The sequence below is a fragment of the Lysinibacillus parviboronicapiens genome (assembly GCF_003049605.2).
In the GTDB taxonomy this organism is placed as follows: Bacteria; Bacillota; Bacilli; order Bacillales_A; family Planococcaceae; genus Lysinibacillus; species Lysinibacillus parviboronicapiens.
In genome coordinates this window covers 1,760,238-1,786,782 of sequence record NZ_CP073713.1, presented here as the reverse complement: position 1 = coordinate 1,786,782, position 26,545 = coordinate 1,760,238, and the positions used below count along the sequence as shown (strand labels likewise).

The following is a 26,545-nucleotide window of genomic DNA, read 5'->3' as shown; positions in this document are numbered from 1 at the left end:
ATTATTTCCTTCCTTGATGTTCAATTTCCCAAAACTCAATAAATTCGAGTAATTCGTCGAGTGGTAATGGTTTACTGTAATAATAGCCCTGAATAATATCACAGTTCATTTTACGTAGTATATCCACTTGTTGTGCTTGTTCTACACCTTCAGCGACAACTTTCATTTTTAAGCGATGCGACATTTGAATAATCGCATCCACGACTGCTTGTTTTTCATCCAGTGAGGATATGTGTTGAATAAAACTACGATCAATTTTTAAGCAATCGAGTGGGAATCGAACTAAATAACTTAATGATGAATAGCCTGTACCAAAATCGTCGATTGAGATTTTAAAGCCTAGCTGTTTGAGACGTACGAGCTTACTGACCGTTTCAGTCGCACTGTTCATCACGGTACGCTCCGTAACCTCAATTTCAAAGTTATTAGCTGGCGTGTTATAACGTTCTAATATTACTTGAATGGACTCTAAAAAGTTCGACTGTTTGAAATGAATGCTTGATATATTAATCGCAATTGGAATTTTCAGACCGAATTGCTGCAATTTTATAACTGCTTCACAAGCTTTTTCGATGATTATTTCACTTAATGGAATGATTAAGCCGGTTTCCTCTGCATATGGAATAAATTCTGCCGGCGATACAAAACCAAGGCTCTCATTATTCCAACGCACCAGTGCCTCTAAGCCTTGAATTTGTTCATTGTCCATTTCAATTTTCGGCTGGAAATACAGCTCAAATTCACGCTCATCTATGGCTTTCCGTAACTCAGAATCTAACAATAGTACACGCTGTGAATCTGTTTGCAGCTCATCAAAGTAAAACGAATAGCCATTACGTCCATTCTTTTTTGAATATGTCATCGCTTTATCCGCGCAGTGCGTTAGCTGTTCAGTTGATTCGCCATCAACCGGGTACATGCTAATACCAATGCTCGTTGAGATAAAAATATTTTGGCCATTGATGTCCATCGGCTGTTCAATCACTTGAATAATTTGCTCTGCAAACTTTGCTGCTTCTCGAACATTTTTCACATTCGTTAATGTAATGATGAACTCATCCCCGCCGTACCTTGCAATGATATCTTTATTTTTTAGCAATGTTTGCAGACGTGTTGCTATTTCAATAAGGATAGTGTCGCCCACTGCATGTCCTAATGTATCATTAATTTGTTTAAATCTGTCCAGATCCAGAAAATAGACCGCATGTTGTACTGAATGAGAAATAGCGGAAGTCGATTCTAACAGACTATCCATTCTCTCAATATAAGCAAATCGATTTGATACATCTGTTAAGGAGTCTGTTAACAAACGTTTTTCTAGTTCATTTTCTACTATTTTTCTTTCAGACAAATCTGTGAAGATGCCACAGTAATTTGAAATCTCTCCCGCATCATTGGTGACACCAACAATGGTTAACCATTCAGGATATACGTCTCCAGTTTTACGGCGATTCCATATTTCACCCTGCCAAATTCCTTCTTGTCGTATCTTTTCCCACATATTTAAATAAAAAGGTAATTCATGCACACCCGACTGTAATACTGCCGGTGTTTTCCCGATTACTTCATCTCGCTTGTAGCCTGTAACGAATTCAAACGCGGGATTCACCATCTCTATTTTTTTATGTTTATCCGTAATCATGATGCCTTCAGATACATTTTCGAAGATTTTCGTAATTAAGGCAGTAGGATATTTGGAAATCGAATTTAGCTTCTCCAGACTATTCCAATTGTTCACTTCGTTCATGTTTCCGCTCCATCCTATCTCTCTATACTACCCTCATTTTTATAAGAAAAGCGCACTTGCTGCTCCACACACTCGTTGTCAAAAAGTAATGTCCAGGCAACCATTCTTCTGCGTGAAGGCGTAACAAGAGCAGCAACGGCCACAAGTTTTTTTGTGCAACAATTAAGGACAAAGGCATAGCCAACTCTTGTTAGCCTGTCCTTGAACGGGTGGTGGAAAATACCTAAACAGTGAATATAAGTTTATACTTTCTTAATTAGTTCAAAATAAAAGCTCTCCACCAAATTGGAGAGCGCTTGTTATTCATAGATAAGCATCAAAAAATTCAGTAAGCCATGTTTTGTTCCCGAGTACTCAAACAGCTTGCGCCTCGTACGACCGGGCAGTAATCATCTATCTACAGAGCGAACTCTGTCCCTCTATCCGTTAAATTCCTTCAAGAGAGTGCCCCTACCATAATTTGGGTTTCTCACTCGTGGGGTTTACCTCGTTCCACCTTGCATGTTTCCAAGCAAGCTTCGTCACTGTGGCACTTTCAGGAAGTTTCAACCATATCCTAAGGACTTAGGTCTTCCTTCCGCCGTCAGCCTTAAGCTGCCTTACCTTATTTTTTCAGTAAGCACGAACACTACGGACATCTCAGTACCGTGTGAGCATGGACTTTCCTCTACGACGTCTAGCGTCGCAGCGATTACTCGAATTTCATGATGATAGGAAAGATTATACTAGAGTTTTATGATAAATACAATGTAATTGATAAAAATTATTCGTATAACTTACTACCAAATACATGTTTTTCTAAATTCGAAAGACGTTTTAAAATATCAAAGTTTGTCGTACCTGCCGCTGAAACTGCAGGTTGAGGTTGTCTTTTTGGTGTGTTTTCAATATCTTCTTTAAGTTGTTTATTCTCTTCTCTTAGTTGGGCCACTACTTTTTCAAACGTTTCATAATCTTGAATAATTTCATCAAGAAATGAATCGACTTCTTCTACATTGTAGCCTTTAAAGTTTTTCTTAAATTCCTTTTCAAGAATCATTTTTGACGTTAATTTAATGTCCATTCACATCGCCCTTCCTCACACTACATACACGAATTTATTATAGCATATTTCATAACATTATATCGTCTGCAAACATCAATTGTAAGGCTAAACTTGTCGTTTCTTGCGCTTACCCGGGAAATTATTTCTTATTTCCTAATCTTCGCAATCTATTTTCCCAAGTAATTTCCCATTTTTCCTTCTGTTCTATTCGCCATTCCTCAGTCTTATTAATCAGTTGTATGCCTTCTAGTGTATAAATAAGGGCCTGCTGGTAATCTTTGAATTGATGTTCATAGATTATCGCTAACTGTTCGAGTGCCTGCAATTTTTTTCTTGGCTCAATAAAATGCAATGAAGCCACAAAAGCATCAATGGCTTCATTGAAATTTTTATTTTTTTTATGCTGCATAGCTAAGTAAAATTGAGCATTTCCCGCATCAAGTGCATCGAACCGTGTGGTTACCTTTTCTAAAACCTTCACACTTTGTGTGCTTTCCTTTAAATCTGCATACCATTTCCCTATATTGGTGTAGGTCTTTGCAGATTCCTCGCTCGCCTCTTCAAACAACAAGTTAGTAGAGTGTACATATAAGGTAATGAGCGAAAGTAAGTCCCATTCGTTGTGCAGTAGAACCTTCATCAGGGCATCTGGTACGCCACTTTTCACAGCATCTAAGTAAATAATCGGCGCTAAGAAGCCGGGAATGTCCCCTACGCGTGTAAAACCAAGCTTCTCTTCTTCTACAGATTTTAACTTCATACGTTCCATATCATTTTTCCATAAACGCTTCGAGCTATGCAGCAAATCAATGTGACGTTGAGTGCGTAATTTCGGTAATTGTTTTTGATTGAGCGTCCAGCGAGCTTCAAGTTGTGGCCAATCAAAGCTCTTGCCATTGTAAGTAATCATGGTCGCCGTTTTTTGCCAGAGCTTGGACTCAAATAGCAAAGCTACCTCATGACCAGGGTCTGCAAGAACATATTGCGTTAAGACAAAATCCTCGTCTGTTACTTCTAAAAAGCCTAGGAGGAAAATTTGTGTACCCACACCTTTTAAACCCGTAGTTTCTGTATCAAAAAACAACACCTTTTCATCCATCTCTAATGCATAGGGATGCTCAAATTCAGCTGACTGCCATTTTACTAACGCATCGAAAAAGCTCTGCAATTGATAGTGACCATGCTGATAAGTGAATGGATAATGCACCTGTCGTTTAAATACTATGCCATAGTCATTATCGATACGCGTCAATCCTGCATTTTCCCAGCGCTGTGTATAGCTAGGGACGGTGGGCTTTTGAAAAGCTGGTTTTTCCTCTACTTTGACTGGTTTTTGCGCTTTTTTACCGAGCATTTTTTTCATTTGTAAGATTTTATTTTCATAAGACATCGACTTCACTCATTTTCTGGCATTAAATTATTGTAGTACGCTTCCTGTTATGTGTTGCAGGTTATCTTGTGCTTTCGTAAGGATGACACAGCCTACTCCACAAGCACAGTCCTCTCTATGATACGTTTCTGTGCTGACAACAATAACCAAGAACTGCTTGTAAATATGGCTTCTGGTAGGTATTAATTGGAACCTAAACACATGTTACCGTGTGTGCCCAATCGACTGTTATTAAACAACCTACATAGCTTCAATTTTGAATAGGCTGTTGTCTTTACCACAAGTATACCCCATCCTCCCCTAACCTTTAATACCTTTATGTTAAACCATTCCCCAGAAAATGACGAAAGTTTGGCAAAGGACGAACAAATGAATGGGATTTATTTCCTTGCAAGGAAAAGAAAAGCGTGAATGCGCATGCATGTTTAAAACTTTACACAAACAAAAACTGCAAGCGATTTTACCAAACACTTGCAGCTCTCTGTGCTATTCACCTAATTCATTCGATTAACTCTTATTGCCAGACGAGTTGCCATGTCACTCCGAATTGATCCGTGACCCATGCCACTTTACGGAATTGCATCACAGCCTCAGGTCCCATCATAACAGAGCCTTCCTTGGCAAGCCCGCTAAAAACAGCATCAAATTCTGCTTCGCTTTGACAGTGCATAAAAAATGACGTCGCCCAACTAAAATCCGGAGCAGGGTTGGCAGATGGCATATCCATAAACATAAATTGCTTACCCATCAAGGAAAGAGTACCATTTAATACCTTGCCCTCATCGCCGTAAGGCTGTCCCTTTTCATAACGCACAAGCGACGTAATTTTTGCGCGAGGCACAACAGAGACATAGAAATTCAGTGCTTCCTCCGCATTGCCTGTGAAGGACAGGAATGGGAATATTTTTTGATCATTCATTTGAAAAACCTCCTTTTTCTCCTGTCTCAAAAAGTCCCATGCTTTTTATGATAAGCTTCTCACCAGCAGTGATGGAAATATAGCGATACTTCGCCTTTCCAGAGTGGTGATTTGAGCTACCCGAGCGCTTCTCCGTCTGACCTGAGCGGTGGCTTCGACTTCCCGAGCGCTTTTCCGTCTGATTTGAGCGTTTGTTTGATCTGTTTTGGAAAGAGCTAGAGTTTGTCTTTTTCACTTGTATCCTTATGGCAGAAAGGATTTCCACCTTATCTTGTCATATTGCAAAGACTATTATTTTTATGATAGCATAGCCATTATGGCATGTACTAAAATATCCATTTTTATATAATTTTACAATCCAAATTTTAAACAAAATATCAACTGGAAGTGAATGGAATGCTAAAAGTTAACCGAGACGATAAAAATCCTATATGGCAACAATTACTTGACCAAGCTATACATAACATTACAACGGGAAAATGGCCTCCAGGCGAGTTACTGCCCCCCTCTCGAGAGCTCGCCTTATTAGTCGGTGTTTCGCGTTCAACAATTCAAATTGTTTATGAGGAATTATTCAGTCGTGGTTACACCGTTACAAATTGGCGTGGTGGCACAAGGGTTAGTGAATGGGGATATCAAACCAACTCGTCAGAGCAGATTACGCCGCAAGGACCATCCACGCCAGAGATACCTTTATTAAACACGGCGGTTGACCAGTTGAACAGTTGGTTTAGAGGCAAAGAAAAGCAACACGTAGAATTTGATTTTAGCCCCCATGAGCCGTATTTAGACGAGCATTTTCGTAAACTTTGGCGACAATCTTTTTTACAGGCATCAGCCGAAGCAGATCTGGTCGATTGGGGTTATGGTAACGCCTATGGTTTCATACCACTCCGAGAGCAGATTCAGCGTTACTTAACATTCGAAAGAGGCATTCATGTAGATATTGACCAAATTATCTTAACTTCCGGTGCACAGCATAGCATAGACTTAATTGCTCAAGCACTTTTACATGAAGGAGATACGGTTTCTGTTGAGGATCCTGGATTTCCCGCTGCCTGGATGACCATGAACTATCGGCGCATGCATGTTGTGCCTGTGCCTGTTGATGAGTACGGATTACAAGTAGATCGCATTCCTCCACAATCCAAACTTACGTTTATTACTCCTTCGCATCAATGTGCAGTTGGTGTCATTATGTCTGAACCACGCAGGCAACAATTGCTACAAAAGTCTGCGCAAGATCAATTTTGGATTGTAGAAGATGATTATGATGGCGAATTTAGGTATCGTGGCGGTCCGCTTCCAACCTTGTTTAGCCAGCAACCTCAAAACACATTATATATGATGAGTTTTTCCAAAATGGTTGCGCCCGGCATACGAATTTCGGCAATCGTTGGTCCAAAAAAGGCCATCCGCCAACTTGCTCAAGTACAAGAACTCACCTATCGGCATCTTCCGATTATGGAGCAATTAACGCTTGCCCATTTTATTGAGCACGGCCATTTTATGCGCCATATGAGGAGAGTAAGAAATGTCTATCGACGCAGACATGAAGCTATGACGAAGGCTATCATTGCAACTGGACTAGCCCAGCGTTTCAAACTAAGTGGCATTGAAACGGGCTTGCATATGCTTCTTGAAGCAGAAGAATCGTTTGATGAAGAAGCAATGACGAACCTAGCACTGGAAAAAGGAATCCGTGTTTATCCGCTGAGCAATTATTGTTTGAACAGTCATCGTAAAGGATGGGTACTGGGATTTGCTAAAATGGATGAGGCAGCAATTGAAGCAGGCATTTTGCGACTTGCGGGGATACTTTTATAAGACCAATCACGCTCACCAACTTTATCGTTGCTTAACAAAAAACAGGGCTGCCTCAAAGGAAAAACACAACTTTCAACAGTCCATAATTAACCTTATACAGTTATTATAGACAATCCACTTACTAGAAAACTATATTTCTCACACCATTGCATAAGCGCTCGCCCTGCTGTTCGTTGCTGTTGTGACCTTTAAAAAGGTGACATTTTCATGTTTTAGCATCCACAAAAGCCACTGTCCCTGTGTGACCAAGGTTAGTGGCTTTTAACTAGAATTGGTTGATTATTCATACCAAATTCTGCACATATTTATTTCCCCATATTTTTTCCAATAGGCCTCCTCCAATCAATGTCCAATCGATTGGCGAGATCTAATACATTGTAAATCACATCGCACAGCTCCAAGCCTATGTTTTCCTTTGCTAAACCCACTTTTCCCTCTGTTGGATGAAAAGAAATACTTAAAATTTCTTTAGCTAGTTCGCCAACCTCAGTCACTAAATACAATGTTCTCGTGTGAATTGTAGTAACATGGAACCCTTTTCTTCACTAAACTGTTTGACATATTTTTGCATGCTTGAAATATCCATACATTACTCCCCGACTTGCTTTCTATTAATAGCTTTGTCAACGCTTGATCAACTGCCACCCCCAAGGGCACACCGGCACAAGTTAGTGAAATGGAGGGCATCCATGGACCGAATAACGTTGCAATCGAGCATTGATTTTTTGCTTTTCATGACGATTTCAACCGTATTTCTATGCTGATACACTCGAACGTCTACTTGTTCAGCAACACACCACCAAGTGCCACATAGTCGGAAAGCTCCATTGCTCCTTTTCGGCTGTAAAATAACACAGACATTCCTAACAATAAACATAAAAGTGTGATATCTGTTGCCGTATCACATTTTTAAGAAAGCTCAGGTTTGAACATTTGCCCTACTTCGATTGGATTTTCCTTCGCAGTAATGTGTTGTGGATCGATGCGGTAAACTTGAACTGGACCACCGAAAACTGCTGATCGATATTTGTTTACGTGTTGCTCGGATAACGGACGATTATAATAACCAGGCACATACTTGTACATCATTTCTTGCAGCATGTGTGTTGCCTCATCCAGATCGACGATGGGTTGTGCCTTGCCAAAAACCATGACACTCATATAGGCGGTGTCCGTCTTCGCTGGTACTGGATTCGTAATCGTTCCATACTCTTCACACACGGTAAAACAGACCTCTGGATTGTCATCCATCACCTGATTTCGTCTCCCGCCAGTGGCGCCATGAAAATACAGCACCCCGTTTGTCCACACGAAATTAAGCGGCACAACATAGGGCAAATGTCCATCAACCATGCCAAGATGACCAATTCGCGCTTGCTGCAAAAATGTATCAATTTTGCTCTTGTCCAACACTTCTCTTACCTTGTAACGTACTTCAACCATTGTTATCACTCCTCTATGTAGTATTGTGTAAGTGTATCAACCACTGGCTTGAATATAAATGTCCAAAACTACCAACATGAGGCAATCCATATTTCCATTGAAGCAGTGCTTCTCGATGTCCATTAATAGGACTAAAGACAACAGAAGGACTCACCAATCGGTAAGTCCTGCTAAGCATTAAATATGGAATTTCAAATGATCTTTGACATCCACAACTTGTGGTTCGTATCAAACGACTAATTCTAAAGTTGCCCTAGTTTTCGATTCCTAAACATCCCAACATTTATAAAAAATGGTATAGTGTAAGCATTAAACACAGATTACAAAGAAGGTGTGATTCATCAGTGGTTTTTCATTCAAAAGGGGACGTTTTCCTTTTAACACTTATATTTTTAGTGATATTTATAACGGGGGCTATACCAATGCTAGCCATTTATAAGGAAGCATCATTATCAATGATAATGATTATATCTGCTATCTTTATTATGTCCTTAGGTTGTATAGTGTGGTATGGAACTTCTAGACAACGCCGCAAAATGGGTATGGGGCTAGCCGATCTCTCATACCACCGTAAGATTGTTCCGTATACGCCCGTTCAATCTATGTATTAAAATTATGCTATTCTTAATCATAAATTCCCATTAAAATGCAATGTATAAATAAAATATAATTCATTAAGGAGTACGGCAACATGGATTCATTTTTAATAAATAACAAAATATGTAGTGTTAATATCGTTCCTTATGAAGACAAATGCGGACTAAGAGACGATGGAACTTACTTAATTTGTTATAGTGGATGGAGATTCCATTTTCACTACGATGATAAAGAAATACTAGACGCTACTATATCTGAAGAAGGACCCTATATAATAAGATTCGGAAGCTCTCCATTTCCTACTTTCGGTAAAGATATAGAAATAGTAAAAGAATACTTACAGGAAAAACACGGAATAAGAGATTTTCTATATTATGACCCAGACAGAGATGAAGATAGTTATGTAAATTTTTAATCTTAAATTAGAAAATGACCAAGACTGCAATTAAGCTATCTTGGTCTTAAAGAGGTAGAGTGAACTGCTCTATCTTTTTTGTGTCCTCTCACAAGCCCACAGTCACACTAAAACACCTTGAAGCTTCTGAGCGGGATTTAGAAAAACTAACAGGGTTTAACCGTAAAATGTTATATACACTTATCAAAAAAGAGGGCTTGAAGGATTAGCCCTAGACTTTTCCTCTCAAACCCTCTTTGGTATCTCGTGTTAAATATGAAGAAGCTTGACTACTTTTTGTTTTAAATTACCGAAAGAATCTTGCGCTCCGATACAGGATGGACAGCCTGATTCACAAGGACAATTTGCCACATGATGCTGTGTCTTTACTAGAAGCTCTTCCCACAATTCGTAGACCTTCTCACTTAAACCGATACCGCCTGGGTACTTATCATAGACAAAAAACGTCGGTTGCTCGTTGTGGGTTGCCTTTACTTGTGGCACGACTGCTACATCACTGCTATCACATTGGATGAATAAGGGGATAAATGCATTCATTGCATAGGCAGCTCCTGTCATAGCATCTGTTAACTCTTCCTCTGACCACTTTTCGGGCGCTGCAAACGATAACCACGACGAACTGGTATGCATTTCATCTGGTGGTAAATGAATAGGACCTGAGCCAATATTGTCGTGTGTGCCAAAACGAATCTTTTTGAAAATCGTAGCTTGGGCTACTAAGCCGACATCACCGAAACCAATTGCCCCTCCGTCGTAAGTTCGGTTACGATCCTCTTCTAACACTTTCATCTCTACCGCTAGATTAGCATCTGTATAGTAATCGACATCGACCTCACGCACAAACGCCTTCTTTTCTTCCCAGTCTAGCTTCTCGACTTGAAATTGAATCCCTTGATGCAAATAGATGGCTTCCTCATGTAGCAAGGTCATTGCGCTATGACGGTCCATTTCTCCAATCACCTTGGTCTGAGCAGGTACTGTCATATCAATAATGACGACATTTTCCTGCGAGGCAGAACGGAGACTAATATCGTGTGCTGGGAAACGATCACTCATCCAATGCCACTTGTCACTTGTTTTAAAAACAACGCCTTCTTCCGCTAAATAGTCGAGCAATTCTTGAATATCATATTCACCGTACATATCTTGTGTGGTAAACGGCAGTTCAAAGGCCGCACATTTTAAATGGTCCATCAAAATCAACATATTTTCAGGATAAATGCGCGCCTCCTCAGGAGCACTGCCAAGTAAAAATAACGGATGATTTACGACATACTGATCAAGTGCTGTAGATTGCGCCACGTAGATAATAAGCGCCTCATCCTGACGACGCCCTGCACGTCCTGCTTGTTGCCATGCACTCGCAATATTCCCCGGGTAACCCGTCATGATACAAGCCTGTAATTGACCTATATCGACCCCTAGTTCTAATGCGTTTGTACTGACTACTGTTTGAATCGTTCCATCACGCAGTCCACGTTCAATAACACGTCGCTCCGAAGGTAAATAGCCCCCTCGATAGCCACGCACAGATTCATCTAACAATTTATCACGTGTCAGTTCCTTTAAATAGGTAACAATCATTTCCACACGTACTCGGCTTTTAGCAAAAATGATAGTTTGAATGCCTGCTGTATAAAGCCTTTTTGCCACATCACTTACTTCCAATACCGCACTGCGTCGCACACCAAAAGTTTTATGGACAATGGGCGGATTGTAAAACAGGAATGTTTTCTTGCCTACAGGTGCTCCTGAATCGGCGATTAAGCTATGTCTTTCATTCGTTAAATTTTCTGCGAGCTCTTGTGGATTTTTAATGGTCGCCGACGTACAAATAAAAACAGGCTTACTCCCATAAAATTCACAAATACGTTTGAGTCTTCGAATAACATGCGCAACATGTGAACCAAATACACCCTTATATGTATGCAACTCATCGATGACGATAAACTGTAAATTTTCAAAGAGTGACACCCATTTCGTATGATGTGGCAAAATGCCTGAATGCAGCATATCAGGATTTGTCATCACAATATGGCCTGCCTTACGCACCTTCTGGCGAATACCAGGGGCTGTATCCCCATCATACGTATAACTTAAAATGTCCTCTCCACTCTGCTCAATCAGGTCATTTAAATCATTTTTCTGATCCTGTGCTAAAGCTTTGGTCGGAAATAAATAGATTGCACGGGCATTTCGATCCTCTAAAATCTTTTGTAAAACAGGTAGATGATAGCAATAGGATTTACCCGAAGCTGTTGGTGTAACAGCGGTAAACGATTGCCCACTTGTCGCCAAGTCAAATGCTTCACGTTGATGGGTATACAATTGGTGAATGCCACGTGTATGCAATGCTTTGACAAGTGACGGATGCAAATTTGCTGGGAACGGAGCAAGCTTTGCATCGCGGCCTTCTAACGTTTGCCAATGTATGATGCGTTCTTTTAATTCCTCATCGTAACGCCATTCATTCAAGAGCGCACTAATCGTCCGTTTTTTCGATAGCATCGGAATGCTCCTCCTTCACTAAGCGATAAAAATTTTTCAGTGTATAGGAAGCCGAATGGGTGGCATCTAAAAAACGTTTTTTACTTGTTTCTTTATAAAAAGATTGCACAACAAATTGCTCCATCGATTCAACCGCTGAAGCAATTTGTTGTGTATGCATATATTTCGGCCGATTTTTTTGTATCCACGTATTTGCCTGCTGTTGCCAATCCTTCAACAATTGATGGATCACATCAGCATGTGGCTTAACCTCTGCAAAAAAATCTGGCGCACGATCCTCCTCACGCATTTGCCAAAAGCGTGAAACACATTTATCACATTCATCTATTAATATGGAAGTTTGCTGTATCAATAACAATTCCGCACCTCATTTATTTTTAATCTTATGAGGATAGTGTACCAAAGTCTATCATTTTTCACTACTAATAGGCGAACAAGCATTCTTTACTTGCCAGTTCTTTTCTGCTAAGCTTACTTTCTGGCTTACAGATTTGAGCTGCATAAAAAATTGCAGGCTATGTGCATTGTCTTCCAATGACACTCTCGTTAAAAGTAATTGATTGACTAGATCCAGCTGCGCAACTAATTGTTTTATCTTATTCAATACAACGCCTCCTTTTACTTTACTTATGTATTCCTCGCATGTATAAAATTACCTTCATGCGTGACAAAATAAGCGTAAGTTAGCTGAAAGAAGAAGTATTTCGATAAATATTTTTAATGCTCAATGACAATGAACAACTTTGCTTCAAAATAGTACCAATTTCAAGGGACACTGGCCTATTCCTCTCGTAATGAAACTGGAGATTTATCGGAGATGTTGACGGATGTCATAGCGAAATTTCGCTGCTCTACAAGCGCATTTTCGACTTCTAACGGCGATTTTACTATTATCCTGGCATCGACTACACAGACAATTTACCTTAGGTTTTAATATTTTTAGCCCCCACCTTTCATCATGTAATTGATGGCTAGTCAACCACTAATTGGCATAGGAAAACCACATCTTTCTCACTACTGATGGAAGTGGAGAACTTCTACTGAATCATGGTAAACTATTGTGTATAATAGCAGTATTATAGAGGGTGATTCTAAATGACAATTCGTTATCCAAATGGGAAATTGTATACCCCTGCCTTATCTGTAGCAAAAGCTGAGAAACAGGGAAAAACGAAAGATTTCTCCTTTAGTAATCGCGGTAAAACGTTAGAGGATGAAATTAATGAAGCAAACGACTATTATTTAGAAAGGCGGCTTGCCATCATTCATAAGAAACCTGTTCCCGTGCAAATCGTCAAAGTAGAGTACCCATCGCGAAGCGCTGCAGTCATTAAGGAAGCTTATTTTCGAACGCCCTCTACAACAGACTATAATGGTGTTTGGAATGGGCATTATATTGATTTTGATGCAAAGGAAACAGCCTCAAAAACAAGTTTTCCGTTAAAAAATATACACACACATCAAATGACACATATGCAGCAAGTGACGGAACAAAATGGTGTGGCATTTATAATCATTCGTTTTTCAGCCTTTGAACGTTACTTTATAGTGCCATACGAAGTTTTACAAAAGGCCTGGCAAGCGATGGCCCATGGTGAACGTAAATCGATACCCTTTTCGACAATCGAAAAAGAAGCCTATGAAATTCCAACAAGCTATTATCCACGTATCGATTATTTACCCGTTCTCCAACAGCTCATCGTTGCAAAAAGTCATGGCTTTGAAAGTGAGGAGATAGTAGAATGACTGAACGTCGTCAAACACGCGGTGAGCATCAAAAAGCTCGCGCTCAAAAAAATAAAAAGAAAGCACCAAAATCAACATCACCATCATCGGTCAAAACATGGGTAAAGCGTATTTTCTTAACCTTGGTAGCCATTGGGGTTGTAGGATTTATAGGTGGCGCTGGATTATTTGCCTATTACGCCAGCACAGCTCCAGAACTAAATGAAGAATTATTGAAAGACCCTGTTTCTTCCGAATTCTACGATAAAAACGGTGAAATTTTTGCGACAATCGGGGCAGAAAACCGGAAATATATAAAATACGAAGATATTCCTGAGGATATGGTCAATGCCATCCTTGCCACAGAAGATGTTCGCTTCTTCCAGCATCATGGGATGGATTTTTATCGTCTCGGTGGTGCCATTCTTGCCAACTTCCGTGATGGCTTTGGGGCACAAGGGGCATCGACATTAACACAGCAAGTTGTCAAAAACTCATTTTTACAAAACGAGAAAAAATTAAAACGTAAGGCACAAGAAGCTTGGCTAGCTTTCCAGCTTGAGCGTAAATATTCAAAAGAAGAAATTTTTGAAATGTACTTTAACAAAATGCTGATGTCTGGTCGAATCTACGGTTTTGGTACAGCATCACAATATTTCTACGGTAAAGAGCTAAGTGAATTATCGCTGGATGAAGAAGCATTACTGGCAGGTATGGTGCAACGACCAAATGCCTACAATCCATTGAAAAATCCAGATCTTGCTGAGAAGCGTCGTAATATCGTGTTAGGTTTAATGTTACAACACGGTAAAATTTCCAAGGCTGAAATGGAAGAAGCAAAGGCTGTGGATGTAACAGCAGGTCTAGCTGATGACGCAACACGCCAATCATTTGCAGGCTCTAAATATGATGCTTTCTTAGATATCGTCATTAATGAACTTGAGAAAAATGATGATGGCACAGCCATGGCAGAGGGCATTAAAGTTTATACAACACTTGACCCGAATGCTCAGAAAATTGTAGAAAACATTATGAATGATGACGCTAACTTCCCTACTGAAAACATTGAGTCAGGTATAGCTGTCGTTGATACAAAAACGGGTCAAATCCAAGCAGTTGGCGGCGGACGCAATTACGGTGCTGAACGTGGCTTCAACTATGCGGATGACTTAACAATGAATCATCCAGGTTCTACGATGAAACCACTACTTGATTACGGTCCGGCAATCGAATATTTAAAATGGTCAACAGGTCAAACACTTGTCGATGAGCGCATGAATTATACAGGTTCTAAACAAACCATCACAAACTGGGATGGTAAATACATGGGTGCAATGACAGCACGTAAAGCTTTATATGCTTCTCGTAACGTGCCAGCAGTAAAAGCATTGCAGGAAGTTGGCGCAGATAAGGCGAAAGAATTTATTGGTCGCCTAGGTGTCGAAGCGAAAAATGTTTATGAGGCCGATGCAATCGGTGGTGGTGATATTACCATGTCCCCTATCCAAATGGCAGCTTCGTATGCAGCCTTTGGCAATAACGGTGTGTATACAGACCCATACGCAATTACAAAAATTGTTTACCGTGATGGAAAATCTTCAAAAGACTATACACCTGAATCGAATGTTGCGATGAGTGACTATACAGCTTATATGGTCACAGATATGCTACGTGATGTTGTGGGCAACAAACCTGATGCTTCAGGTAAAGCTGCCAATGTTCCAGGCTTAGATATTGCTGGTAAAACAGGTACAACAAACTATTCAACCGATGAGTTTAACAAATATAATTTACCAAATACGAGTGTGCCCGATTCTTGGTTTGCCGGGTATACTACCAATTACTCTATCGCTATTTGGAGCGGTTATGAAAAACGTTCTGATCCAATTACGACATGGGATGAACGTCGATTACCACAAGAGTTATTTAAAAATATTATGAAAGACCTTTCCGCAAATGTGGAGACAGCTCGTTTCACGAAACCAAGTTCTGTAGTAGAAGCTACCATTGAAGTCGGGTCAAACCCACTGAAATTAGCGAGTGATTTTACACCGAGCGATCGACGTCAAACGGAATTATTCGTTCGAGGTACAGAACCTACTGAGGTTTCTAACGAATACGAGGCACCTGAACTATCTACGCCTTATAATGTAAGTGCAAACTTAGATTTAGGTGGTCAATCGATCAACATCGGATGGGAACATGATGCATTGTTAGATCCAGAAACAAATGAGCCACTGCCGACTACATTTGAAGTATCTGCTACACTTGAGGGTGGAGAAACCATTTCTCTAGGTACTACTGATAGTAAAGGCTTAACGGTCTCCAACACACTGGCGGACGGCAATTACGTCATTTCTGTAGTAGCCATTTTTGATGGAACGCGCAGTGAACCAGGTACCACGTCCTTCCAAGTAACAAGTATGCCTGATGAGGATTTAGAGACAGAGAATCCAGATGAACCAGACATTGAGAACCCAACGCCACCAGACCAAGGTGACAATAACGGCAACCATAATGGCAACGGCAACGATGGAAACAACGGAAATAATGGCAATAACGGCAACGGTAACGGAAATGGCAATAATGACAACACCGGCAATAACAACGGTGGCCAAACGCCAACTCCGCCAACCGAACCTACAACGCCTGATGGTGAAGTCGAAAGCACCGAATAAATGGAAAAAGCAGAGAAGCTCGAAGCTTCTCTGCTTTTTTATGTTCTATACGGTTGCGTGTTGCTTGGTTCTATCCGTCAGTTTGACGGTTCTATCCACGTTTTCGAGCGTTCTATCCGCCAGTTCGACGGTGCGACTACAACACTTCTATCCGCCAGTTCGACGGTGGCGACTACAACACTTCTATCCGCCACTTCGACACTGCTATTTGTTTACCCTAACGTTTTGCTGCTTGTAGCCGTAAGCGTGCTGTGCGCTTTTTTGTTTCTTTAAATAATTCATCTAATTGCCGGTAACAGGCATATTGGCCTGGTTTTGCTTGAATAAAGCTTAAGCGCTCCATGCCGTTAATTGGCATGACCTCTTCACCGGCCTCCTGCATTAAACGTTCAAATAGTGCAATGCCCTGCTCCATCAAGCCCTTTGCAGTGCCGTTGCGCCTATCATGCGCAACATGGATTTGTCCTTCTAGCGCTATCCATTCAGCAAACCATGCCTCGACCTTGTCTTGTGCTATTGCCTCTACATTCACGCTTCCTTCACCAGCCCTTTTTTCAATCGCTTTTGACCTTCGCGGCACTCGCCCAATAATGGACATGTATGGCAGCCGGGATTTTGTGCCTTACAATGATAACGTCCGAAGAAAATCAGCTGATGATGGGTTTTCGACCATTTATCCATCGGCGTTTTTTTCATAATTGTTTCCTCAACCTCTAGCACGGAATCCTTCCAGCGGCACAATCCTAATCGCTTAGAAACGCGCTCCACATGAGTATCCACAGCAAGTGCAGGTACATCAAAGGCTACGGACAACACTACATTGGCAGTTTTACGACCTACACCTGGCAATGTCACTAATGCTTCTCGGCTTGCAGGGATTTCCCCACCGTATTCAACAAGCAGACGTTCACACAGTGCTTGAATATTTTTTGCCTTATTGCGATATAAGCCGATCGAGCGAATATCCTGTTGTAGCTCCTCTAAAGGTACGGCTAAATAGTCCTCTGGCTTTTTATATTTTTGAAACAAGGTTTTCGTTACTTTATTGACAAGTACATCCGTACACTGTGCGGATAATAAGGTTGCAATTGTTAGCTCAAATGGATTGTCATGAACAAGCTCACAATGTGCCTCGGGAAACATTCGGTCCATCTCTGCTAGACAATGCTCCCATTGTTTTTTCGTTAACATGCCTCGAAGCCCCCTATTCTCTTTCTTCTAACCAATTATAAAAAGCTACTTTGTTTGTCGACTGTATCTCTTGCTGTGTTGAACGGGCTGGTGGTCTGTTAAAGCTTTGCTTTTCACGGAACTGTTCCCCCTGCTTTTGTGCCGCTTGTGGCGTGTTAATATTTTTCTTTTTCCACTCCAATAAAATACGGTCAATATATCGAATACTCAGTTTGCTAGCAAACACCGCTTCCTTGAGCGCCTCTTTAATAAGTGCTGGACTGTGTTTATCTTCATCTAGCCAAGAACCGATTTTTTCAAGCTCTAAAGGAGATAAAAGACGCCCCATTTCCTCTTCGAACAAACGGAATAACTCGCCTTCTTCTTGTTGAAGGGTAGTCGCTGATTTTTTTTGTTCCCTCATTTCAATGATTTGCATGATACGCTCCCACAGTGGGTAGACCGAATATTTTTCGTATATTTTGCCACCTGCATCAACATCACGTGTAATTTCGAGGAAGCCCTTTTGCATCAAGCGCTGTAGGCGTGATGAAATGGCATCACTAGGCATTGTTAGGCGACTCATCAAATCATTGGGTGTAGGAAATTCATTGCCCTCGATATGAAAAGCAAGCAAATGCACGACAATCAGGGCCTCTTCATCCTCTATGTTTAACTCCTTATAAAACTGAAAAAATAGCTGAGGAATTTGAATCGTTCTCTGCTCAGTCCACGTACGGAGTCGATTATTATTTGTGCTCATGTAGACATGACTCCTTCTTTCTAGTTAAGTAGAAAAGCCGCGTAGACATTTCACTACGCGACTTTTAAATTGTTTTAAGTTTGTTACCGACCGGTTATGGATATAGACGGTTTAATAAACGTGGGAATGGAATTGTTTCACGGATATGCTCCGTACCTGAAATCCATGCCACAGTACGTTCTAATCCTAGACCAAAGCCCGAGTGTGGCACAGAGCCTTGTTTACGCAGCTCTAAGTACCAAGCATAAGCATCTAATGATAAATTATGTTCTTCAAGTCGAGATTTCAATAAATCGTAATCATGGATACGCTCTGAACCACCGATGATTTCACCGTAGCCTTCAGGTGCGATTAAATCTGCACATAATACGACGTCGTCACGATCTGGGTGTGGTTGCATATAGAACGGTTTGATGCCTACTGGGTAGCATGTGATGAATACAGGCTTATCAAAAGAATTGGCAATAGCCGTTTCATGTGGTGCACCGAAGTCATCGCCCCACTCAATATCGTCAAAACCTTGTTCGTGTAATAGTTTAATGGCATCATCGTAAGAAATACGAGGGAATGGCGCTTTGATATTTTCGAGTGTCGATGTATCACGGCCAAGTCGTTCCAATTCTAATTTGCAGTTTGCCAAAACAGATTGCACGATATGCTCTACATATTGTTCTTGTACTTCTAAATTTTCTTCAAACTCCACAAATGCCATTTCCGGCTCAATCATCCAAAATTCGATTAAGTGACGACGTGTTTTAGACTTTTCAGCACGGAATGTTGGACCGAATGAGAATACTTTTCCTAACGCCATCGCAGCCGCTTCCATGTAAAGCTGACCTGATTGAGATAGGTAGGCATCTTCATCGAAATATTTTGTCGCAAAGAGCTCAGAAGTACCTTCAGGAGCTGAACCAGTCAAAATTGGTGGGTCCATTTTTGTAAAGCCATTGTTGTTGAAAAACTCGTATGTGGCACGGATGATTTCATTACGAATTTTCATAACCGCGTGTTGCTTACGCGAACGCAACCATAAGTGACGGTTATCCATTAAAAACTCAGGACCGTGCTCTTTTGGCGTGATTGGGAAATCTGTTGCCGCATGTAAAACCTCAATACCTGTTACAGCAAGTTCACAGCCAAAGCTTGAACGCTCATCTGCTTTCACCTCGCCAGTAACATACATAGAAGTTTCTTGTGTCATTCCTTTGGCAATGGCAAAAATTTCTTCGCCTACCTCTTCCTTAACAACTACACCCTGCACAAAGCCTGAGCCATCGCGTAACTGTAAGAAGGCAATTTTACCACTTGAACGTTTGTTAGATAACCAAGCACCTAGCTTGACTGTTTGACCGATATGCTGTGGCATATCTTGAATCATAATTTTTTTCATAGATATCCTCCAAAGTTGGTTAGAAGGATTAGTCTTGCCATTTTGATTTTACAAATGCATCAATTCGACGGACTGCCTCTTCTAATAATTCTAAAGATGTAGCATAAGATAATCGCATTGTAGTTGGTGTACCAAAACCAGAACCCGGAATTACCGCTACGTTTGCTTGTGTTAAAATATCCGCAGCAAATGCATCTACTGAATCATAGCCAGTATGAGCCATAGCTTCTGCAACGTCTGGCAATAGGTAGAATGCACCTTGTGGTTTTAAGACATTAAAGCCAGGAATTGCACTTAGCTGTGGATAGATTTTCTCAAGACGTGATTCGAATGCTTGACGCATTTCTTCTACAGTGTTTTGAGGTCCGTTATAAGCTTCCACTGTTGCATATTGTGCAGTTGTCGTTGCGTTTGATGTAGAGTGTGAAGCAAGGTCAGTCATTGGTTTAATAATGTCTGCATTACCTGCTGCATACCCAATACGCCAGCCTGTCATCGAATGCGATTTTGCTACACCATTTACTACGATTGTACGTGCTTTCACTGCTTCAGATAATTCAGCAATTGAAAAATGCTCTATACCATTGTATACAAGCTTCTCATAAATTTCATCTGACACGATTAAAATATCTTTTTCTTCTGCAACAGCAGCCAATTCTGCTAGCTCTTCACGAGAATAAATCATACCAGAAGGATTACTTGGCGAGTTAATGATGACTGCTTTTGTTTTATCTGTTATAGCCGCACGTAATTGAGCTGCAGTAATTTTATAGTGTTGTTCACGCGTACCTTCCACATAAACTGGTACACCGCCTGCCAATTTTACTTGCTCAGGGTAAGAAACCCAATATGGGATTGGGATAATCACTTCATCGCCTTCGTTTAAAATAACTTGGAATAACGTGTACAAAATATGTTTTGCACCAACGCCTACGATGATTTCATTCGGATTGTATGTAAGGCTGTTGTCGCGTTGTAGTTTGTCAATGATTGCTTTTTTAAGCACTGGTAGACCGCCAGCTGGTGTATATTTTGTGAGGCCCTTTTCCATTGACTCAATGGCAGCGTCTAAAATATTACGAGGTGTGTTGAAATCTGGCTCACCAGCTCCTAAACCAATTACGTCGATGCCTTGTTCTTTTAATTCTTTCGCTTTCGCAGTAATTGCTAAAGTTGAAGATGGTGTTAAAGTATTTACACGGTTTGCTAATAGTTTTTTCATACGGAATCTACTCCTCTTATAAGTTCTTAATGCGCTTCACCCAGTCGCCGTCCTCAAACAAAATATAGACATAGTTGAGCTTATCGTGGTTATTGACGTACGTAATTTCCCAAACAACCCCGGGCTCCTCATAACCTAATTTCATATGTAGAACCTTTTGTACATTTCCTTCATCTTTAAAAACCGATAATGCTTGTTTTTCCGTAATGCCATCTTTCAAAAACACTTCCTGAATGGAATCCTCTTCTAGATTCGTCGGAACAAAGACGGCCTTTTTTTCACCATTTTCGTCTACCCCGAACACAGTGACATACGAATTTTTGCCATTATATGTGTAGGACTCCGAAACAACTGCGAGGGCTTTGGCTTCGAGCGCCAACTGTTCAGCCTGCTCTTCAATTGAACGGAACGGAGCCTCGGCTTTCCAGAGTACTAAAATACTTATTACAAGTGACAAGGAAACCATAAAGACAGAAATGAAAATCAGCCAGTTTTTCATCTATTCACCTTATGTCCCACACCTAGTATACTCCTCACTAAGAATGCATGATGTTTTTGTGTGTCTATAACTGCATTTACTTTCATTTTGCTTACCATTTTTGTCAACCTGCTTTCTTTCCTCATACCACAACATTATACACCAATTATGCGCTGTCGTGTTTCCTAATTTTATATATTGTACGTTGATAGAACAACGTTTTCAAATGATTCGAGCAACCAATTTAATTTTCCGCTTTTTTACGAAAAAAGATAGCCCTGTTACGTAAAAAATTCCTATTCACCTTTGCAAATAGGAATGTAAAATCAATGATCCGATCGTTAGCCTCATTCCATTCATAGCTCACTAATAACATAGGTCGCCCGTCCATCATTTTTGGCTCTATACAAGCTTCGATCGGCTAGCTCAAATTGATTTTTAAAGTCATAATTTTTTTGATCATTGATACAAGCGCCCATGCTTACCTTGATAGGATAACGTTCATTTTCGTAATCAAGCGCTAATGTCAAAATATAAGCATGCAAATCCATCACAAGCCTGTTTATAGCTGCCCCATCTTTGTTGCGGATGCAGATGATGAATTCGTCGCCACCATAGCGAATAATCTCGGCATCCTGCTGCAGTAAAAAATCTCTTAAGCCTGAGGCAAGAAGCTGTAAAATCATATCGCCAAATAAATGGCCATGCCGATCATTATATGTTTTAAAATAGTCGATATCGAGTACGATGATCCCTACAAAGAGTTGGCAATTTTGCGCTCCTTGTATCCATTCTTGTAAATCAGAATCTATAAAGTGGCGGTTCAGCACCCCTGTTAATGGATCATATAGCGCCTTTTTCTCCAACTTTTCCTTTTGTTGATTAAACTCTAAATACATCACCTGTTGAAGCAAATTATCGGCACTCATTTTTTCCGTAAGGTCGATATAAGCTCGTTGCACTTCAAAAATTTCATCACGGCGATCTAATTCATAGAGCACATGTAAAAGCATGCGCATCACTTTCTTTAATATGGGTTTATCGCCATAAGATTGCGCAAGCTCAATCGCTTGCTGATAATAGACCACTGCCTCTTCAAGTTTGTGCTGTTTTTCATATAAAAAGCCATAGCCAAACAAAGCTGCTACCTTTTCACGTTTATGATTATGAACAAGCACGGAACTCAGCGAACTATCTAGCAATGCTTGGGCAGTGTCAAAATCCCCTTCCCAAATATAAACGTCCGCTATGTTATTATTGATGCGAATTTCTTGTAATTTCGCCAATTCTGGTTCGACCTTAACCAATTCTTTATTGTATGCAATCGCTAAAAGTCCTGCTTGCATCGCCTCGCTGTAACTTCCCTTTTCCACTTCAAGATAACAGAGATTATTATGACAACGTACAAGCATGACTAAATCCTTTAGCTCCGTAGCATACTCAATTGATTTTTTGGTCATTTCCACCGTCTTCTCGTGAACACCCACCAAATCATATATTAACGACATCACGAGGTAAAAATGCATGATATCTTTTGCTGTGCCATACTTTTGACAACATCCTTCGTACTCATCAATGAGATTCACCATACTTAATGTGTCACCAAAAGCATGATGAATTAATATTTTTTGATAGTATAAATCCAACCCATGGCCATAATTACCATTCTCTATAGCAACCAATAAACCTTGTTTTGCAAGAACTAAGGCTTCTGACAAAAGTCCTTTCGTGCGCATTTCCATGATCGTTTTATTTAATTCATCTAATGTTAATTCCAACTAATCACCACTTCTCTATGCCTAGAATTTTCTTTATTTCTACTACATCTTAGCGTAGTGAATAAGCTATCTATCAATTATAAGCCAAGTCGATATCCTCGTCCTTCTTTTCTAAGACATCCCATAAATTACCGCTCACCGTCACCAGATGATAGCTCGGTACAGTTTCTGCAATATGTGTGGTAGGGCATCAAAGCTTTGTACTTGATGAAAAATAACATCAGCAAGCTGATTGCCAACGTGAAAAGTCACTCCATTGTCATCTTGCGGATTTACGAAAAATTGCCTGCTCATTGCCCACCCCTTCTTAGTACGAAAGAAACGTTCCCTCTCGACAAATAGTTCCCAATCCATTATAAGAATTTTTGCACTTCGATATTTTTTTATATATTAGCACAATTACTTCCATTTTTGTCCTAGTTTCTTATTATTTTCACCCATATGATGTAATGGATTGTGTATTTATCTATGTAAAAAAATAAGGGACGTGATGACTTGTACAGAAAAGTGAATCCTTCTGATCCAGCTTCTATTCCTAAATTTGTAGATGAGCTACCGAAGCCAGCGATTGCGAAACCAAAATACTGTAGTGGCCAACCAAGGAGAGAGTATTATGAATTACAGATGATGGCAGCCGAGCATCGTTTCCATAAGCGTTTTCCACTGTCAACCATATGGGGATATAACGGACTCTATCCTGGGCCAACCATCGAGGCTTCAAAAGACAAAACCATCTATGTTAAATATAAAAACCAACTACCGAACAAACATTTTTTACCAGTAGATGTCACCCTTCATGCCGCTAATGATTCACAGGAGGTAAGAACTGTTACTCATTTACATGGGGCAAATGTAGATTGGGAAAGTGATGGACATTCAGAAGCTTGGTACACGAAAGATTTTATTCACACAGGACCCAAATTTACGAAAGAAATACATGAATATACCAATCATCAACCCGGAACAACGATGTGGTATCATGACCATGCGATGGCATTAACGCGATTAAATGTGTATGCAGGGCTTGCTGGTTTTTACTTGCTTCGAGATACACTAGAAGAACGCTCCAACTTACCTTGTGGGGATTATGAATTCCCGCTATTAATCCAAGATAAAACGTTTAATCAAGACGGCTCTCTGTTTTATCCCGACGCGCCAACATTCCCTGTTCCCGTAGACCCTTCGATTACACCAGGATTTGTCGGTAATACAATTGTTGTCAATGGTAAGGTCTGGCCTTACTTAAATGTCGAGCCTCGGAAATACAGATTTCGTTTACTTAACGGTGCCAATAGAAGAGGCTTTGTCATCAGCCTTTCAAATGAACAGTCAATGATTCAACTCGGTACGGATGGTGGCTTTTTAACAGCCCCTCGTGAAATTCAGTTTGTCGAGTTATTACCTGCAGAGCGCACAGACGTCGTCATTGATTTTACAGATTGTGCAGGACAGGAAATTACATTACTCAATACTGATACAGATTTTATAGATGAGCATACAAGTATGATTATGAAATTTAATGTTAATCTCCCACTGCAATGTGAGGATACCAGTGATATACCCGAGAGGCTGGCTGTATCGATGGATTTGCATCCGCATCATGCGCATATCGAGCGTAACCTGCCACTTAGCGCTACTACAGATGATTTTGGCAGGCCAATGTTATTACTAAATAATCGCATGTACCATGACCCTGCTACTGAAAAGCCAGCACGAGACACTATTGAAGTATGGAATTTTATTAATACCACGCCCTTTATCCATCCTATTCATATCCATCTCATTCAATTTAAAATTCTAGAACGACGGCCCTTTGATGTTGAACTATACCAAAGCGAAGGCAAGCTTGAATTTACAGGACCTCCTGAAGAGCCTCATGACTATGAGCAAGGTTGGAAAGATACCGTAAAAGCTGACGCAGGCAAAGTAACAAAAATTATTATGCACTGGAAAGATCATATCGGGCATTACATGTGGCATTGCCATTTCCTTGAACACGAGGACCATGATATGATGCGTCCAATACTTGTCATGAAAGATGTTCACCCTGTTCAACAGCCCCATGCCGAAACACAGCATACTTCGGAACAACATCAAAGCACGACTACTGTCACAAACACCCCCCAGCAAGCAACCCCACTATTAAATAATACGCACAACATCGCGTCCTCAACCAAACAAACACAACACTCTGCTGAAGTGCATTCTGCAATGCAAGACGATGATGTCCTACATGAAGATGACGTGCAAGATACGGATGCTCAAGAAGATGATCAGGTTCGTCCTCTAACCCAACCGATGCTCCCGTCCAACAGGCCCCGTCCTCGTCCGAGGCCCAATAGAAGGCGCAGAAGACGACGTTAATAACAGAAAATACGATTTTTTTCATTACAAACAAATAACAACCACCTATATTTAGTGTAGGATACTTTCACTACTACTATATATAGGTGGTTTTTTGATGTGCTTAATGCTATACGGCTACCCTCTGTTTTAGCAGCAACTTTGCAGGCTGTGTCACCAGCATAATGGTCGTTCCTAACTGATTGATATCTGTTAAAATATTCATCACGTCAATTGTTGCTTTTGTATTTAAAGCACCGGTTAGTTCATCGCCAAAGAGAATCACAGGGTTGTTAATAAGAACTCGGCAAATGGTGATTCTAGTAATTTGCCGCCTGATGCCATGAAGAAATAATTCCGCAACACTCATCATCAATTCAGTGGCTCATTTGCCGATGACTACTCATGGTTTTTGCTAAATAAGCTAATAAAAGGATGGTATCAAAAATATTTAGGTTTATTAGTAAATGGCTTTATATGGAACGCTCCAAAATAAGAACCTTAATTTCATTAAATGTAATAAATATATCTAACTATCAATAAAATATTATTTACTCATTCTATACAAGTACTTTTTATAAGTATAAATCTCTATAACCTAAACAATATATACATATAAATACCTCTTCTTCATTGAAAATACTACCATTTATTCTTTTTTTGGTATATTATATATTTTGTTTCCTTTTGTTGAATAAATTGATTAAATTAGGTGATTGCATGAAACAACATTTTCAATATCTGTTCTTTTGCCATAGGATTCCTAGTCGCTCCTTTTTTTATAAAGGGGTTCAATTTCCTATCTGTGCTCGCTGTACGGGAATTTGTGTAGGATATATCATTGGCATTTTCATCGTAGGTTTCTACTCCCTTCCCCCTTTTGTATATGCCCTTATCTTAACAATTCCAATGATTATTGATGGGACAGGACAATTATTTAGAAAGTGGATTAGCAATAATCTTCGGCGTCTTTTGACAGGTATACTCGGTGGTATAGGCATCGTATATATCTTTATACATGGCGTTCTATTATTTTGGGATCTAACAATTTATTTTTACAACATAGGAAAATATATAGGTTCATTATTTTTTAGTTAAGGAGCAATC

The 26,545-nt window shown here is 40.2% G+C and carries 24 protein-coding genes and 1 other RNA gene; 6 read left to right on the top strand and 19 right to left on the bottom strand.

Annotation, left to right across the window (positions count from 1 at the left end; genetic code table 11):
• Position 1: 1 nt before the first annotated feature.
• The 5 genes from C9J31_RS08425 to C9J31_RS08405 form a co-directional block, all read right to left on the bottom strand.
• Positions 2-1,747: a GGDEF domain-containing phosphodiesterase gene (locus tag C9J31_RS08425; protein ID WP_107948206.1), complete on the bottom strand. Its 1,746-nt coding sequence runs from the start codon at positions 1,745-1,747 to the stop codon at positions 2-4.
• Positions 1,748-2,071: 324 nt separating this feature from the next.
• Positions 2,072-2,450: RNase P RNA component class B (rnpB, locus tag C9J31_RS08420), an RNA gene on the bottom strand.
• A 60-nt stretch (positions 2,451-2,510) separates the two neighbouring features.
• Positions 2,511-2,810 (bottom strand): cell division regulator GpsB, encoded by a 300-nt coding sequence (gene gpsB, locus C9J31_RS08415; protein ID WP_054767537.1) that lies wholly within the window; start codon positions 2,808-2,810, stop codon positions 2,511-2,513.
• A 121-nt stretch (positions 2,811-2,931) separates the two neighbouring features.
• Positions 2,932-4,182, bottom strand: coding sequence for a ribonuclease H-like domain-containing protein (locus tag C9J31_RS08410; protein ID WP_107948208.1), 1,251 nt, complete (start codon positions 4,180-4,182; stop codon positions 2,932-2,934).
• Between the two features lie 514 nt (positions 4,183-4,696).
• The gene (locus tag C9J31_RS08405; protein WP_107948210.1) at positions 4,697-5,101 is read right to left on the bottom strand and encodes a VOC family protein; all 405 of its coding nucleotides are present in this window, start codon (positions 5,099-5,101) and stop codon (positions 4,697-4,699) included.
• A gap of 396 nt (positions 5,102-5,497) precedes the next feature.
• Here C9J31_RS08405 and pdxR point away from each other — a divergent pair, with 396 nt between their 5' ends.
• A complete protein-coding gene (pdxR, locus tag C9J31_RS08400) occupies positions 5,498-6,928 on the top strand; it encodes a MocR-like pyridoxine biosynthesis transcription factor PdxR (RefSeq protein WP_107948213.1) in 1,431 nt (476 codons plus the stop codon).
• 305 nt (positions 6,929-7,233) lie between these two features.
• Here the strand turns inward: pdxR and C9J31_RS24245 are convergent, their stop codons facing one another.
• Positions 7,234-7,422: a MazG-like family protein gene (locus C9J31_RS24245; protein ID WP_235616242.1), complete on the bottom strand. Its 189-nt coding sequence runs from the start codon at positions 7,420-7,422 to the stop codon at positions 7,234-7,236.
• Positions 7,423-7,837: 415 nt separating this feature from the next.
• The gene (locus tag C9J31_RS08390) at positions 7,838-8,371 is read right to left on the bottom strand and encodes a pyridoxamine 5'-phosphate oxidase family protein (RefSeq protein ID WP_054767535.1); all 534 of its coding nucleotides are present in this window, start codon (positions 8,369-8,371) and stop codon (positions 7,838-7,840) included.
• A 691-nt stretch (positions 8,372-9,062) separates the two neighbouring features.
• Here C9J31_RS08390 and C9J31_RS08385 point away from each other — a divergent pair.
• Positions 9,063-9,383, top strand: coding sequence for a hypothetical protein (locus C9J31_RS08385; RefSeq protein ID WP_107948217.1), 321 nt, complete (start codon positions 9,063-9,065; stop codon positions 9,381-9,383).
• A gap of 249 nt (positions 9,384-9,632) precedes the next feature.
• Here C9J31_RS08385 and C9J31_RS08380 read toward each other — a convergent pair whose 3' ends face one another.
• The 3 genes from C9J31_RS08380 to C9J31_RS08370 are packed head-to-tail and all read right to left on the bottom strand — an operon-like array spanning position 9,633 to position 12,495.
• Complete coding sequence (locus tag C9J31_RS08380) at positions 9,633-11,891, bottom strand: DEAD/DEAH box helicase (RefSeq protein WP_107948219.1); 2,259 nt, start codon at positions 11,889-11,891, stop codon at positions 9,633-9,635.
• Entirely contained in the window at positions 11,866-12,249 is a 384-nt protein-coding gene (locus tag C9J31_RS08375; RefSeq protein ID WP_107924238.1) for a YppE family protein, read from the bottom strand. The genes C9J31_RS08380 and C9J31_RS08375 overlap by 26 nt, the downstream gene beginning before the upstream one ends.
• Before the next feature lie 51 nt (positions 12,250-12,300).
• Complete coding sequence (locus C9J31_RS08370) at positions 12,301-12,495, bottom strand: endonuclease (RefSeq protein ID WP_107924237.1); 195 nt, start codon at positions 12,493-12,495, stop codon at positions 12,301-12,303.
• A gap of 491 nt (positions 12,496-12,986) precedes the next feature.
• Between C9J31_RS08370 and recU the strand changes: the two genes are divergently transcribed.
• Both recU and C9J31_RS08360 read left to right on the top strand, forming a co-directional pair.
• Positions 12,987-13,637 (top strand): Holliday junction resolvase RecU, encoded by a 651-nt coding sequence (gene recU, locus C9J31_RS08365; RefSeq protein ID WP_107948221.1) that lies wholly within the window; start codon positions 12,987-12,989, stop codon positions 13,635-13,637.
• On the top strand, positions 13,634-16,294 hold the full coding sequence (locus C9J31_RS08360) for a transglycosylase domain-containing protein (protein ID WP_107924235.1): 2,661 nt from the start codon (positions 13,634-13,636) through the stop codon (positions 16,292-16,294). Before recU ends, C9J31_RS08360 begins: the two co-directional genes overlap by 4 nt.
• A gap of 217 nt (positions 16,295-16,511) precedes the next feature.
• Here C9J31_RS08360 and C9J31_RS08355 read toward each other — a convergent pair whose 3' ends face one another.
• The 8 genes from C9J31_RS08355 to C9J31_RS08320 form a co-directional block, all read right to left on the bottom strand.
• Positions 16,512-16,826, bottom strand: coding sequence for a YpoC family protein (locus C9J31_RS08355; protein WP_107924234.1), 315 nt, complete (start codon positions 16,824-16,826; stop codon positions 16,512-16,514).
• Positions 16,823-17,485 (bottom strand): endonuclease III, encoded by a 663-nt coding sequence (gene nth / locus C9J31_RS08350; RefSeq protein WP_107948223.1) that lies wholly within the window; start codon positions 17,483-17,485, stop codon positions 16,823-16,825. Before nth ends, C9J31_RS08355 begins: the two co-directional genes overlap by 4 nt.
• A gap of 13 nt (positions 17,486-17,498) precedes the next feature.
• Positions 17,499-18,227, bottom strand: a complete 729-nt coding sequence (locus tag C9J31_RS08345) for a DnaD domain-containing protein (protein WP_107924232.1) — start codon at positions 18,225-18,227, stop codon at positions 17,499-17,501.
• A gap of 94 nt (positions 18,228-18,321) precedes the next feature.
• Positions 18,322-19,617 carry an asparagine--tRNA ligase gene (asnS, locus tag C9J31_RS08340; protein WP_107948225.1) on the bottom strand — a complete coding sequence of 432 codons (1,296 nt, stop codon included), beginning with the start codon at positions 19,615-19,617 and terminating at the stop codon, positions 18,322-18,324.
• Between the two features lie 28 nt (positions 19,618-19,645).
• Positions 19,646-20,839: a pyridoxal phosphate-dependent aminotransferase gene (locus C9J31_RS08335; RefSeq protein ID WP_107948227.1), complete on the bottom strand. Its 1,194-nt coding sequence runs from the start codon at positions 20,837-20,839 to the stop codon at positions 19,646-19,648.
• Between the two features lie 16 nt (positions 20,840-20,855).
• Positions 20,856-21,338, bottom strand: coding sequence for a cell wall elongation regulator TseB-like domain-containing protein (locus tag C9J31_RS08330; protein ID WP_107924229.1), 483 nt, complete (start codon positions 21,336-21,338; stop codon positions 20,856-20,858).
• A 335-nt stretch (positions 21,339-21,673) separates the two neighbouring features.
• Positions 21,674-23,095 carry a tetratricopeptide repeat-containing diguanylate cyclase gene (locus C9J31_RS08325; RefSeq protein WP_107948229.1) on the bottom strand — a complete coding sequence of 474 codons (1,422 nt, stop codon included), beginning with the start codon at positions 23,093-23,095 and terminating at the stop codon, positions 21,674-21,676.
• Between the two features lie 141 nt (positions 23,096-23,236).
• Positions 23,237-23,389, bottom strand: coding sequence for a hypothetical protein (locus tag C9J31_RS08320; protein ID WP_193766992.1), 153 nt, complete (start codon positions 23,387-23,389; stop codon positions 23,237-23,239).
• Positions 23,390-23,590: 201 nt separating this feature from the next.
• On the opposite strand from C9J31_RS08320, the gene C9J31_RS08315 reads away from it, so the two are divergent.
• Entirely contained in the window at positions 23,591-25,459 is a 1,869-nt protein-coding gene (locus C9J31_RS08315; protein WP_107948231.1) for a multicopper oxidase family protein, read from the top strand.
• 109 nt (positions 25,460-25,568) lie between these two features.
• Here the strand turns inward: C9J31_RS08315 and C9J31_RS08310 are convergent, their stop codons facing one another.
• Positions 25,569-25,814, bottom strand: a complete 246-nt coding sequence (locus C9J31_RS08310; RefSeq protein ID WP_153062512.1) for a P-loop NTPase family protein — start codon at positions 25,812-25,814, stop codon at positions 25,569-25,571.
• Positions 25,815-26,158: 344 nt separating this feature from the next.
• Between C9J31_RS08310 and C9J31_RS24240 the strand changes: the two genes are divergently transcribed.
• On the top strand, positions 26,159-26,536 hold the full coding sequence (locus C9J31_RS24240) for a DUF2085 domain-containing protein (protein WP_202973810.1): 378 nt from the start codon (positions 26,159-26,161) through the stop codon (positions 26,534-26,536).
• Positions 26,537-26,545: the final 9 nt, after the last annotated feature.

What these genes read in the sequence shown, in the direction of transcription:
- C9J31_RS08425 (WP_107948206.1), bottom strand. Translation starts at nt 1,747, where the DNA reads ATGAACGAAGTGAACAATTGGAATAGTCTGGAGAAGCTAAATTCGATT.
- gpsB (WP_054767537.1), bottom strand. Translation starts at nt 2,810, where the DNA reads ATGGACATTAAATTAACGTCAAAAATGATTCTTGAAAAGGAATTTAAG.
- C9J31_RS08410 (WP_107948208.1), bottom strand. Translation starts at nt 4,182, where the DNA reads ATGTCTTATGAAAATAAAATCTTACAAATGAAAAAAATGCTCGGTAAA.
- C9J31_RS08405 (WP_107948210.1), bottom strand. Translation starts at nt 5,101, where the DNA reads ATGAATGATCAAAAAATATTCCCATTCCTGTCCTTCACAGGCAATGCG.
- pdxR (WP_107948213.1), top strand. Translation starts at nt 5,498, where the DNA reads ATGCTAAAAGTTAACCGAGACGATAAAAATCCTATATGGCAACAATTA.
- C9J31_RS08390 (WP_054767535.1), bottom strand. Translation starts at nt 8,371, where the DNA reads ATGGTTGAAGTACGTTACAAGGTAAGAGAAGTGTTGGACAAGAGCAAA.
- C9J31_RS08385 (WP_107948217.1), top strand. Translation starts at nt 9,063, where the DNA reads ATGGATTCATTTTTAATAAATAACAAAATATGTAGTGTTAATATCGTT.
- C9J31_RS08380 (WP_107948219.1), bottom strand. Translation starts at nt 11,891, where the DNA reads ATGCTATCGAAAAAACGGACGATTAGTGCGCTCTTGAATGAATGGCGT.
- recU (WP_107948221.1), top strand. Translation starts at nt 12,987, where the DNA reads ATGACAATTCGTTATCCAAATGGGAAATTGTATACCCCTGCCTTATCT.
- C9J31_RS08360 (WP_107924235.1), top strand. Translation starts at nt 13,634, where the DNA reads ATGACTGAACGTCGTCAAACACGCGGTGAGCATCAAAAAGCTCGCGCT.
- nth (WP_107948223.1), bottom strand. Translation starts at nt 17,485, where the DNA reads ATGTTAACGAAAAAACAATGGGAGCATTGTCTAGCAGAGATGGACCGA.
- C9J31_RS08345 (WP_107924232.1), bottom strand. Translation starts at nt 18,227, where the DNA reads ATGAGCACAAATAATAATCGACTCCGTACGTGGACTGAGCAGAGAACG.
- asnS (WP_107948225.1), bottom strand. Translation starts at nt 19,617, where the DNA reads ATGAAAAAAATTATGATTCAAGATATGCCACAGCATATCGGTCAAACA.
- C9J31_RS08335 (WP_107948227.1), bottom strand. Translation starts at nt 20,839, where the DNA reads ATGAAAAAACTATTAGCAAACCGTGTAAATACTTTAACACCATCTTCA.
- C9J31_RS08330 (WP_107924229.1), bottom strand. Translation starts at nt 21,338, where the DNA reads ATGAAAAACTGGCTGATTTTCATTTCTGTCTTTATGGTTTCCTTGTCA.
- C9J31_RS08320 (WP_193766992.1), bottom strand. Translation starts at nt 23,389, where the DNA reads ATGAGCAGGCAATTTTTCGTAAATCCGCAAGATGACAATGGAGTGACT.
- C9J31_RS24240 (WP_202973810.1), top strand. Translation starts at nt 26,159, where the DNA reads ATGAAACAACATTTTCAATATCTGTTCTTTTGCCATAGGATTCCTAGT.